This is a genomic window from Mucilaginibacter corticis, from assembly GCF_007558865.1.
Classification (GTDB): Bacteria; Bacteroidota; Bacteroidia; order Sphingobacteriales; family Sphingobacteriaceae; genus Mucilaginibacter; species Mucilaginibacter corticis.
In genome coordinates, this window is sequence record NZ_VLPK01000002.1 from 171,567 (window position 1) to 183,474 (window position 11,908).

The window sequence follows — 11,908 nt, forward strand, 5'->3', positions numbered from 1 at the left end:
AAATAATCAACAATAAAAATTAAATAAAATGGAACAAGGACAATTAGCAGTAATGATTCCTATGGTAGTATCGGTTGCCATGTTTGCAACCATATTCGGAATAGTTTACCTGCGCAACCGCGAAAAAATGGCCATGATTGAGCGTGGCATGGATCCCCGTATTAACACCCCGGTTAACCGTAATTATGTACTTACCTGGGGGCTGTTGTTAATGGGTTCGGGCTTAGGTTTATTGTTGGCTTATGTGTTGGATTGTACGCTTGCATTTACACAGGATAGGGATAACCCTGCATTGTATTTTGCTTTAATTGCGATTTTTGGAGGATTGGGGTTATTTACTTCTTACCTGATAGAAAAGAAGGAGAATAAGAAAGCTGAAGACTAAAAGACATTACATGCCTTTTACCTTAAACCAAATACCGTTTCTTTAAGATCTTTAAATGGTGCAGCTCATGGCCGGCCATAATATAAACGATAGTGTTTACAGCTATCGGGCTGCCATTGGCAATGCCGGTTGCTGCTAATTGTTGTTCTGTTAAAGCGCGCAGCATATAGAGGTTGGCTTCGCGTACTGCTTTAAATTCGGCAGCAAGATCAGGGAGGGTACGGCTTTTAAACGTTGCCAGGTCGACATAGGTGCTTTCATCAAAGCCGGGCAGTTCTTCCTGTCCGCGCGAAAATGCAAGGATACGGTAAGCAAAAGTACGCTCGGCATCTGTTAAATGTCCGGCAACTTCTTTAATGGTCCATTTGCCTTCGGCATAAGCATAATTGGCCTGCTCGTCAGTTAACGACAGGAATAACTCATACGTGCTGTCTTTTAATTTTTCAAGCGTATCTAAAACCGGTTCATCGTCAACAAGGGCAATGTACCTGCCGTAAAATGGGGCGCAAGCGCTGGTGTCCGGTCTATCCATTTTGTCTGATATTTTTTAATATAATCCTAAAGGTTGTGCCTTTGCCTAATTCAGAGTCGCGCACAAATACCTGCCCGTTGTGGTAATTTTCAACTATCCGTTTGGTTAATGATAAGCCCAGGCCCCAGCCGCGTTTACGGGTAGTATATCCCGGCTGAAATACTGTGATAAACTTAGAACGCGGTATGCCTTTACCTGTATCAATAATATCAATCAGGATTTGATCTTTAGTTTTATTGGTATGTATATTAACCTTTATGCTGCCCTTTCCCTCAATGGCATTTACCGCGTTTTTAAGTAAATTCTCTATCACCCAGTCAAATAAAGGAATATTTAGTCCTGCCACCAGGTTTTTATCTCCCGTTACTTCAAAATCTATACTATTGCTTACCCTTATTCTAAAATAGTTTACAAAATCCTCAATGATATCAAAAACAAAATGCTCTTCCAGCTTGGGTTTTGATCCTATTTTTGAAAAACGGTCGGCAACTATTTCCAGCCGTTTTACATCGTTTTCCATTTCGGCAACAAGTGGGTCTTCCTCGGCGTTGAATTTGTCTTTTATCAGCTCTATCCACGCCATTAATGAGGATATTGGTGTACCCAACTGGTGGGCCGTTTCTTTGGCCAAACCTACCCAAACCTGGTTCTGTTCTGATTTTCGCGACGAGTTAAAGGCGGTATAGGCCAGCAATAAAAACACGGCGATAACCGAAAGTTGAACGTATGGAAAGATCTTTAACTGGCTCAGCAATGCCGAATCTTTATAATAAATGAGCCAGTAACCACGCGGTAAAATTATCTTGATAGGCTCATGCTGCGATTTCATGGTTTGCAACTCGGCCTTAAAATAGTCCGGGTCATAACGCGGTGCATTTTTTTCTATAACAACATCGGGTATCGGCGGGATAAAGGTTCTGTTGCTGTCAAGCCCCCTTGAGTATTGAAATTCGCCTTTTTCGTTTGTCACAATGGCCGGTATGATAGAACTGTCGCGCACCGCGAAAACGTAGGGTAAAAAATCGTTATCGTCAGCAGATATTACCTGTTTCATACTCATGGCCCAGATCTGGGCACGCGTACGTTCAGACCGGGCGATATTGCGCACCAGGTAATTGGTATAAAATAAAGACCCACTGGCTATAACTACAGCAAAGGCAAATAAAATGTATTTCCAGAGCTTTATATTTTGGTAGGCATTTATCATATCAGCTTCAAATAACGTAAAATAGGTTTGTATGTTATAATTTTTATTTGAGGCGAAAGGTAAAAGGCGAAAGGTAAAAGGTTGTTAGCGTTCAAGACCTTTTACCTTTTGCCTTTCTCCTTTAACCTTAAAAATAACTTTACATCCTCCGGACTTTAGGGCGTTCACACTTCCCGACTAAAAAATTATCTTTGCCGCACAATGTCAGATAAAAGAGTTAGAGTAAGATTTGCACCAAGCCCTACGGGCGGTTTGCATTTAGGCGGCGTACGTACTGCCTTGTTTAATTATCTTTTTGCCAAAAAAAACAATGGCGATTTTGTTTTACGGATAGAAGATACCGACCAAACCCGCTACGTTGAAGGTGCCGAACAATATATAATGGATTGCCTTGACTGGTGCGGTATAACTCCCGACGAAAGCCCGGCTAAACCCGGCCCGTATGCGCCTTATCGCCAAAGCGAGCGTAAAAGCATTTACCGCGCCTATGCCGAAAAATTGGTTGCGCAGGGGCATGCTTATTACGCATTTGATACTGCAGAAGAGCTGGACAAAAACCGCAAAGAGATCCCTAACTTTCAATATGGGCAGGTTTACCGCGATGGTTTGCGTAACTCATTGTCATTACCGCAGCATGAGGTTGACCAGTTGCTGGACAATCATACCCCTCACGTTATCCGCATAAAAATACCGGCCGACCAAACAGTTAGCTTTACCGATATGATTCGCGGGCGCGTTAGTTTTGAAACCAACCAGTTGGATGATAAAGTGCTTTTAAAAGCTGATGGTATGCCAACCTATCATTTGGCTGTTGTGGTTGATGATTATTTAATGAAGATCTCGCACGCCTTTAGGGGCGAGGAGTGGCTGCCATCTGCACCTGTACATTTATTATTGTGGGATTACCTGGGCTGGAAAGCCGATATGCCGCAATGGGCACACTTACCTTTAATATTAAAACCCGATGGCCACGGCAAACTAAGCAAGCGTGATGGCGCGCGTTTGGGTTTCCCGGTTTATGTCATGGATTGGGAAAACACCCAGGCCGGCACGCTTGAACCCGGTTTTGAAGGAGTAGGGTTTTTACCCGAAGCTTTTATAAACGTTTTGGCAACACTGGGCTGGAATGACAGCAGCGGTCATGAAATATTTTCATTAAGTGAACTGGTTGAAAAATTTTCTATAGAACGCATAAGTAAGGCAGGGGCTAAGTTTGATTTTGAAAAAGCCAAATGGTTCAACGCCGAGTGGATCAAAAGATCAGGCGCCGAAAAATTAAAAACCCGCGTTGAAAAAGTATTGACCGATAAAGGCATAACCATAAAAGACGATAACTATTTATTAACGGTTATTGAACTGATAAAAGACAGGTGCACCTTGCTAACTGATTTTTATCAGCAAGCCAATTACTTTTTCCGGGTGCCGGCAGAATATGACCTGAATGCCGTTAAACCAAAATGGACGGACGAAAAAACCAACTTTTTTAATGCCGTAATTGAATTACTCAAATCAGCCGATACCATAGTCGCGGCCGACCTGGAAGCGTCATTTAAAGCGTTAGCCGAAGAAAAAGGGTTAAAAACAGGAGACGTGATGCTGCCGTTTCGCATTATGCTGGTAGGTGGTAAATTTGGCCCGCATGTTTTTGATATTGCTGCCCTGTTGGGTAAAGACGAAACTATAAATAGGATAGAGCAAGCTTTAACGGCATTTACCGCATAATTAATATAACTGGCTCGTCATTGCGAGCGAGGAACGAGCGTGGCAATCTCTACACGTCAGGCGGATAATATTTTATACCTATCGCGCAGAGATTGCCACGCTACGCTCGCAATGACGCGTTGAATATTAAAAAGGCTCACCGCGTTAGCGACAAGCCTCCATTTATAATAAAGTATTAAGTTAGGGTTTACTCCAAAGTTATCTGCCTCCTTATGCTTTCCTCTAATGATATAAAGGTTTCTGTGCGTTGTATGCCTTTTACACCTTGTATCTGTTCATTTAAAACCTCGCGCAAATGCGCTGTATCATGACAAATTATTTTTGCGAAAATGCTGTAACTGCCTGTGGTATAATGTAGTTCAACAATTTCCTTAACGGCTTTTAATTGTTTCACGGCATCATTATACTGCGAGCCTTTTTCCAAAAATATACCTAAGAACGCGGTAATGTCATAACCCAGTTTTTGTGGGTCTACCTCTAAACTGGCGCCTTTAATAACACCCATTTCTTCCAACTTTTTCATCCGCACATGGATTGTTCCGCCTGAAACGATCAATTCCTTAGCAATTTCCGTGTAAGGAGTAGTAGCGTTTTTCATTAATATTGATAAAATCTGGATATCAAGATTATCAATTTCTAAATTTTGAGCTTTTCTGTGCGACATAAATTTGAATATCTATATTGAAATACAAGTATAATTATAATTTGAATAAAAATAAAATATTTTTGTTGAAATATTTGCAAGGAATTGCTAAGTCTATTATGTTTGTAACAAGCAATTGGACCTATAACGCTTAAGAGTTCTTTAAAATAAATAAACATCACATAATGTTGGGTGGTGAAATTTTTGGCAGACACACCTCCTTGTCCCGGTGGTAGAGATCATAGGAAACCCGAAGCGGGCTAACTACTCTGTGGAGGTTCGAATCCTTCCCCAACAGCAATTCACTGGCGTGAATTAATAACAATAATGTAGGATGGTGAAATTTTGGCAGACACACCTCCTCGTCGCGGTGGCGGAGATCATGGGAAACTCTTAGCAATAAGAATAACCACTCTGTGGAGGTTCGACTCCTTCTCCTACAGCTCTTCTCATAATTTAGGTTTATAATTGGTTAGTAAAGGCCCCTGCCCATCAGGGGCTTTACTTATTTTATACCTTTTTGTTTTTCGATAAACCTTTTATATCGATATTATAGTAAGATCACACTTATAAAAATTTAATTTATTATCTATCGGGCTGACCTTGGGCATCGGTGTGTGCTTCAATGATTTTGTAATAAATTGTATCTTCAGTTATCTAAACAGCATGGGTAGAAAAATACAAAAGCCATTTTTTTATTTTGAGGAACTATCTGATGGAGATAAACTATTAATTGGTATATATAGTTTTTTTACTGTCGCGCTTTTATTTATCTGGCTTTTTGGAAGCACTGAATTAAAATGGCGATCAACATTTTTTTACGAAGTCATACCTCAATTGGCGATCATTTTTGGCTTATATATTTCCATTAGGAATTTTAAAGCCTATTTGATTTGGATGGGATTTGGATTAGTCCATTTATTGGTATTTATATATTTAACCTTATCAGGTCAAACTTTAGATTATAATGGTCACATGGGAGTAGGAATTAACACAGTCTTACTGTTATTGCTATTTCAGGGATTAAGGTATTTCAGCCTAAAGTTTCAGCATCGGGAGTTTGTCAACCCGGCAAAATCATACAGTTACACAAAGCCTTATGCCAAAGATTTTTTTGAGAAAAAAAAGTTTCACCGATAGACTGGATCGTGCTTTTAATATATATGGCGGCGTTTTTAAGTCTTACTATATTGACAAGCGGATTGTAAAAGATCAACATTTCATTACTTCACCCATTTCACCTCATTGGTACTCTGCGCCAAATTCACCAATACATCTTTAGTAGCATTGTGTTTGTCGTCCAATGGCGCGTAAAGTTCAAGGCTTGATTTTAAGAGCTTATTTTCAGTTAATGCCTTAGCTTCGGTTATATTCATTCCCGAGCGGTAAAAGAGCCAGTTCTTCGCGTCGAGGGCTTTGCCGGCTGGCTTGCCCAGATCAAGTTCTTTGATTACCAGCTTTTCGGTCACTTTTCCTTGTAAGGTGCTGTCGCAGTACAGGTCTGTCTCGCCGCGAGCGTAATAATGGGTCAGTATGATTTTATGCCAGTTGCCATCAGTAATCTTGGTGTTACCGGTAATGGTTTCATGGTTTGCAGATTTGTAATTAATAAAACCTTTGCTCGAAATTTCCAGGTCGCCGGCTTTGCCGGTACTGTCTTTTAGCTGTAGCAGTTTTCCTTCGCCATCGGCCTTAACAGTAATGCAGGTGGTAAAGGCGTGCAGGGTATTGTCGGGCTTAAAAGCAAGCAGCTTTGTTTTTTCTTTACCGCCCCAACTAAGGTATGATGCATCAATCAATTTTGGTTCGGGTTTGCCATTAGCCAGCGCGTCAAATAAAGAGGGCACAATGGTGTAAGACATTTCCGTATGGCCTGCATCATTAGGGTGCGCGTCATTAAATCGGTATTGTGTCACCCATTTTCCAGTACCGTCATCTATTGCGCCTAACAAATTTACCGAGGGCACATCCAGGTCATTTATCCAGAGATTTAGCTGTTTAACATAGTAATAATCAGCTTCGGTAAAATCGGTACGGGTATAGCAATTGGTAACTATAGGTACATAGCCACTGTCGCGCGCCATGGTGATCAGCTTGGTCATGTTTGTTTTAAACTGCTCATACATGGGCTTACCATGTTCATGTATGCCCTCATTACCCAATGATAAAGCATATACTACATATTTAGCCTTTTGCGGAACAAGATCCCTTTGCCAGCGTGCTAACAGCCTTACAGTATTGTCGCCTCCTACTGATTTATTGACAGTTTTCCAGGCTTTGCCCGTGCCGTTATCGGCGCGTTGCTGCAAAAGCCGGCTAAACATTTGCGTATATCCAAAATTATTTTTCGCGCCAATGCCGTACGGAACCGAAGAACCAAAGTAAACTATCTTTAAGGTATCTAATGAAGGATTAATAACCGGGTAAGGTTTACCATGGCTTTTTAGTTCAACTATAAATCCGCAGCAAAGGGCAAAATATAGCCCTAAGGCTATAATGGTTCGTGATTTCATATACAGGTAGTATGAATTTATGCAATATTATGTAAAAATATGTTTTATGCAAAGTGCTGTATTATAAGCAAAAACCCGCTCCGGTTATTTGCCGGAACGGGTTTTTAACTTAGTTTGGATAAGATCTTTTAAAAGAATTTAAAGCCGACACTTAGTGCCCAAATGTTTTGGCGCTGGCCATAATTGTCGCTTATTTTGGTAAGGCCGCCTTCGTAACGCAGGTCGGCAGTGATGGCGCCTATGTCAACGCCGGCACCGGCCTGGTAACCCAGCGTACTGTTTTTGTAATGTCCAAAATCAGAATAGGCGTTGTTAAAGTTTGCCGAAAATGATGCATCCTTATTCATCACATAAGAATAAACAGGACCGGCCATAATACGGAAATTCAAATCCTTAGCCCCAAATGATTTACCAATTAAAAGCGGAACATTTAAGTTGGTGAACTTTACTTTACCGCTGTAGTCAGTGCCGTTATTTGATGCGTCAAACTTACCGCCATTGCTGCTTACATAAAGCTCGGGCTGTAAATACAAATCGCTGCCAAAGCGGGCAAATAAGCCGGCCTGGTAACCGGCAACTGTTGTGTTGTGAAAATTATCAGCTCCTAATTTTGAATAATTTACGCCGCCTTTAATACCCAGGCTAACCTGCGCCTTTGCGCCAATGCTTATAGCTATCAGTAATATGGCGCTTAATAAATACTTCTTCATAACGTAGATATTTAGTTTTTATAAAATTTAATGGTTTTGATTATTGCCATCAACATTGGTTTAACAATAGCCATACCAATTTTTAACATAGCCTTGCATCGTATTTTTTATATTTTTGTTGAAAATATTTTATTATGGCAGAAATAAGTATAACCAATAAAGAGTGGGAGCGTGTAAAAATTAAAGTACAACGCAAATACAATCATTTAACAGATGCACAATTAAACTATACAGAAGGCCAGGAAGATGCCCTGATCACTAACCTGATGCACCTGGTAAACCGTAACCGCGAATATGTTGTATTTACTCTGAAAAAAGCTTTGGTTAATATTGATAATAATAGGTTGTAAAATGAGTTAACTATTTACAGGTTGTTTTTGTAGCTTTATATTTTACAAAATTTATCTAAATGAAAAAGGGTGTGGCAGTTAAGTATAAAAGATTTCTTTTATCCGCAGGGGTAGTTATACTTGCTTTGGGCGTATGGAGTTTTAGTGATGACCTTTTTCAGATCTCAAAAAACCTGGAGGTATTTGCATCCTTATATAAAGAGGTTAATATTAACTACGTCGATGATATCAATTCGGCAAAGTTTTTAAAAACCGGTGCCGATGCCATGCTGGACGGCCTTGACCCTTATACCGAGTTTGTACCCGAATCAGAAATTGAAGAATATAAACTGCACTACGTAAGCACGCAATACGGCGGCATTGGTGCAAGCGTATTCTCAAGGGATAATAAAGTATATGTATCCGGCGTGTTTGAAGGCTTCCCCGCCCAAAAAGCAGACATACGCCCGGGCGACCAGGTGGTTAAAATCAACGATATTGTTCTTGACGGCAAAAACAGCGACCAGGTAAGTCAATTGCTAAAAGGATCAAAGGGTGCCATTGTAAAACTGCTGCTAAAGCGAAGTAACGAAGACAAACCCGTTGAAAAAGATATCGCCCGCGATGAGATCAAACAGCCCAATGTATCATACTACGGCATGGTTGACGGCAATATGGGTTACATAAAATTGGACAGGTTTTTAGAAAACTCTGCCCAGGAAGTAACGGATGCGCTTGTCAGTCTTAAAAAAAATAACCCTAACGGCATTGTTTTAGACCTCCGCTCAAACGGTGGCGGTATCCTGCAGGAAGCTGTTAAAATTGTCAATCTTTTTGTACAAAAGGATGTGGAGATCGTATCGCAAAGGGGTAAGGTAAAAGAGAAAAACTACACCTACAGAACTGCTACCGCGCCCATAGCGCCTGATCTGCCTTTGGTGGTTCTGGTAAATTCACGTTCGGCTTCGGCATCAGAAATTGTGGCCGGCTCCTTGCAGGATCTTGACCGCGCCATAATCGTGGGTCAGCGCAGTTATGGTAAAGGCTTGGTGCAACAAACTTTCCCGTTGCCTTATAATAGTTTGGTAAAGATCACCATTGCTAAATATTATGTGCCATCGGGCAGGTGTATCCAGGAGATAGATTACACTCATCGTAAAGATGATGGCACGGTGGTAAAGGTTGCAGATTCTTTAATGCACGAGTTTAAAACCAAAAACGGTCGTTCTGTATATGATGGCAGCGGCATATACCCCGATATTTTTGTTAAACACGAAGCATATGCCAATATTACCCAGGCATTGGTAGGTAAGTTGCTGTTATTTGATTATGCTACCAAATACCGTTTAAGCCACGCTAAAATAAACGACGCGAAGACATTCACTTTATCAGACGCCGACTACGAGGATTTTGTTAAGTTTTTAGCCGATAAGAACTATACCTATAATACTACCTCAGAAAAAGTATTGACCGCTTTAAAGACTGAAGCTACTAAAGAGAAACAGTTTGACCAGATCCAAAGCGAATACGATGCTTTAAAAACTAAGCTGGCCAATACCAAGAAAAACGATCTGCAACTGCATAAAGCTGAAATAAAACAAGCGCTTGAAAACGAGATAGTAGGCCGCTACTATTTTGACAAAGGGCGCTATGAATCATATTTTAAATATGATAATGAATTGGCGCAGGCTATAAAAACCATGCAGGATAAAAACCAGCTTGCAGCCGTGCTAAAAGGCGATGGATCTTACAAAGTGATCGGCAAGCCCGTACTTGCCGCTGTGAGCGATAAAGATAAAAATGCTGATACAAAAGATAAAAACGATCAGTAATTATCTTGCTGTAATACCTTGATATAGTGCTGCTAAACAGTATTTTTTGTGGCTAAAATCCTGAGATCACCCCTTTGATCTGATAAAAAGTTTAAACCATTTAGCAATATATTTGTCCTAAGATCAAACAACACAACAAAACAACCATGAAAAAGTTATTCTTAACGGCAGTACTATTAGTTAGCTGCTTAATGTTTAAAGCCGATGCACAGATCAGTATTAACCTTGGATTAAATATCGGCAGCCAGCCTGATTGGGGCCCGGTAGGATACGACCATGCCGAGTACTATTACATCCCTGATGCTGATGCTTATTATGACGTACCAAATCATCAGTATGTGTACTTTCAAAACAACGTTTGGGTACACGGTGCCGCTTTACCAGCCAGGTATCATTTTGATCCGTACAGCAGCTATAAAGTAGTTGTTAACGAGCGTAACCCATGGGAGCGTGCCGCAGTTTACAGAAGAAAATATGCAAGCTATAAAGGTCGCCGTAACCAGGTTATTATTCGCGACAGCAAGGATGCCAAATACCGCAATCACTGGAAAGGTAACGGAAGAGGCCCGGGTAACAGCGATTACGGACATGACAAAGGTGCCCACGGACGCGGACACGATGACCACGGTCACGACGATCATGGACATGATGATCACGGCCACCACTAATCGAAACTAATTTTTAAATATCAAGCCCTTCAGCAATGAAGGGCTTTTTTGTGTCATCCTGAATGGACATAGCCTTTATTTTTTTAAATCGAAACATATCAGGTTCTCATAGCTTTTATTGATATGGATACATCTGCAGAAAGTGAATTAAAAGCTTTGGCGGCTTTTGTGCTTTTTGCTAAGCAAAAGGGATATGATGCCTATTTGATGGATGATTATGTGGTGATAAGAGATGTAACCAATAAAAATAACAACTTCAGATTAGCAAACTCGGATGGCTATTATAAAGTAAATACTATCTGCGTATCCCCGCTTGATTATGAATACACGGCAAAATGCACCGTATACATGTTATTGGCGCAGTATAACCAGGCAAATGCCGGCTCAACCCACCTGCATATCAATTTCAAGGTCGATCTGTAGTTATTTAACAGATGTACTGCTTATATTTTACCATTCAAGCTAAAAACGTACTTTTGATGCCGCATGGCCACAGGTAATAAAATTTATTTTGCTTCTGATTTTCATTTAGGCACAGGCAACTACGCGTTTCGCCGCGAACGCGAAGACAGGTTGGTGCGTTGGTTAGATACCATAAAAGCAGATGCTGCCGAAGTTTTTTTAATGGGCGATGTATTTGATTTTTGGTTCGAGTACAAAACAGTGGTACCTAAAGGATATATCCGTTTTTTGGGCAAGCTGGCAGAACTAACTGACCTTGGCATAAAACTGACCCTTTTTAAAGGCAATCACGATATGTGGATGTTTGATTACTTTGAAAAAGAACTGAACGCCACCATCATCAGTAATGAACTTGAAATTGAGCGCAATGGCAAAAAGTTTTACCTGCACCACGGCGATGGCTTAGGCCCCGGCGATGCAATGTATAAAGTCCTGAAAAAAATTTTCCGCAGTAAGTTGTGCCAGTGGCTGTTTGCAAGGCTGCACCCTAATTTGGGCGTAGGTATAGCCAATTACTGGTCGCAACGCAGCCGTATAGCGGGTGAGAGCAACGAAGAACATAAAAGACTGGAAAAAGAATGGCTTGTAATTTACAGCCGTGAACTGCTTACTACCAAATTTTATGATTTTCTCATATTCGGGCACCGCCATTTCCCGATGGATGTACAATTAAATGAAAAAAGCCGTTACGTTAACCTGGGCGAGTGGGTAAATTATAATTCGTACGCGGTGTTTGACGGCGAACAGTTAACGCTGCAATACTTTGAAAAAGAGGCAATAGCAGAAAGCTAAAAGACAAAAGACGACTAACTTAAGCTTAGCGTCATTTTTATACTGATGGGTCTGCTTTTAGCTTGTAACATTACCCTTTATCGCTAAAAAACAGTACCTTTGTAGGCTTTTTA

13 protein-coding genes and 1 tRNA gene are annotated in these 11,908 nt (G+C 40.7%); 9 read left to right on the forward strand and 5 right to left on the reverse strand.

Features of this window, described 5'->3' with window-relative positions:
• The first annotated feature begins 28 nt into the window (after positions 1-28).
• Complete coding sequence (locus tag FO440_RS11425) at positions 29-385, forward strand: DUF6249 domain-containing protein (protein ID WP_144248401.1); 357 nt, start codon at positions 29-31, stop codon at positions 383-385.
• 22 nt (positions 386-407) lie between these two features.
• Here FO440_RS11425 and FO440_RS11430 read toward each other — a convergent pair whose 3' ends face one another.
• On the reverse strand, positions 408-917 hold the full coding sequence (locus FO440_RS11430; RefSeq protein ID WP_144248402.1) for a DinB family protein: 510 nt from the start codon (positions 915-917) through the stop codon (positions 408-410).
• A complete protein-coding gene (locus FO440_RS11435) occupies positions 910-2,121 on the reverse strand; it encodes a sensor histidine kinase (protein WP_144249132.1) in 1,212 nt (403 codons plus the stop codon). The genes FO440_RS11430 and FO440_RS11435 overlap by 8 nt, the downstream gene beginning before the upstream one ends.
• Positions 2,122-2,325: 204 nt before the next feature.
• On the opposite strand from FO440_RS11435, the gene gltX reads away from it, so the two are divergent.
• On the forward strand, positions 2,326-3,846 hold the full coding sequence (gene gltX / locus FO440_RS11440) for a glutamate--tRNA ligase (RefSeq protein ID WP_144248403.1): 1,521 nt from the start codon (positions 2,326-2,328) through the stop codon (positions 3,844-3,846).
• A gap of 187 nt (positions 3,847-4,033) precedes the next feature.
• Here gltX and FO440_RS11445 read toward each other — a convergent pair whose 3' ends face one another.
• The gene (locus FO440_RS11445; RefSeq protein WP_144248404.1) at positions 4,034-4,510 is read right to left on the reverse strand and encodes an Lrp/AsnC ligand binding domain-containing protein; all 477 of its coding nucleotides are present in this window, start codon (positions 4,508-4,510) and stop codon (positions 4,034-4,036) included.
• A 165-nt stretch (positions 4,511-4,675) separates the two neighbouring features.
• Here FO440_RS11445 and FO440_RS24420 point away from each other — a divergent pair.
• Positions 4,676-4,787 (forward strand) — tRNA-Asp (locus FO440_RS24420).
• A 368-nt stretch (positions 4,788-5,155) separates the two neighbouring features.
• Positions 5,156-5,629, forward strand: coding sequence for a hypothetical protein (locus FO440_RS11450; RefSeq protein ID WP_144248405.1), 474 nt, complete (start codon positions 5,156-5,158; stop codon positions 5,627-5,629).
• An 83-nt stretch (positions 5,630-5,712) separates the two neighbouring features.
• Here the strand turns inward: FO440_RS11450 and FO440_RS11455 are convergent, their stop codons facing one another.
• Both FO440_RS11455 and FO440_RS11460 read right to left on the reverse strand, forming a co-directional pair.
• A complete protein-coding gene (locus tag FO440_RS11455; protein ID WP_144248406.1) occupies positions 5,713-7,002 on the reverse strand; it encodes an SGNH/GDSL hydrolase family protein in 1,290 nt (429 codons plus the stop codon).
• 128 nt (positions 7,003-7,130) lie between these two features.
• Entirely contained in the window at positions 7,131-7,712 is a 582-nt protein-coding gene (locus tag FO440_RS11460; protein WP_144248407.1) for a porin family protein, read from the reverse strand.
• Positions 7,713-7,846: 134 nt separating this feature from the next.
• Between FO440_RS11460 and FO440_RS11465 the strand changes: the two genes are divergently transcribed.
• The 5 genes from FO440_RS11465 to FO440_RS11485 all read left to right on the forward strand — a co-directional run bounded on the left by FO440_RS11465 (position 7,847) and on the right by FO440_RS11485 (position 11,795).
• Positions 7,847-8,062 carry a hypothetical protein gene (locus FO440_RS11465; protein WP_144248408.1) on the forward strand — a complete coding sequence of 72 codons (216 nt, stop codon included), beginning with the start codon at positions 7,847-7,849 and terminating at the stop codon, positions 8,060-8,062.
• A 59-nt stretch (positions 8,063-8,121) separates the two neighbouring features.
• The gene (locus FO440_RS11470) at positions 8,122-9,873 is read left to right on the forward strand and encodes a S41 family peptidase (protein ID WP_144248409.1); all 1,752 of its coding nucleotides are present in this window, start codon (positions 8,122-8,124) and stop codon (positions 9,871-9,873) included.
• Positions 9,874-10,019: 146 nt separating this feature from the next.
• Positions 10,020-10,541 (forward strand): hypothetical protein, encoded by a 522-nt coding sequence (locus FO440_RS11475; protein WP_144248410.1) that lies wholly within the window; start codon positions 10,020-10,022, stop codon positions 10,539-10,541.
• A gap of 123 nt (positions 10,542-10,664) precedes the next feature.
• The gene (locus FO440_RS11480) at positions 10,665-10,964 is read left to right on the forward strand and encodes a hypothetical protein (protein WP_144248411.1); all 300 of its coding nucleotides are present in this window, start codon (positions 10,665-10,667) and stop codon (positions 10,962-10,964) included.
• Between the two features lie 63 nt (positions 10,965-11,027).
• Entirely contained in the window at positions 11,028-11,795 is a 768-nt protein-coding gene (locus FO440_RS11485; RefSeq protein ID WP_144248412.1) for a UDP-2,3-diacylglucosamine diphosphatase, read from the forward strand.
• The last annotated feature ends 113 nt before the right edge of the window (positions 11,796-11,908 follow it).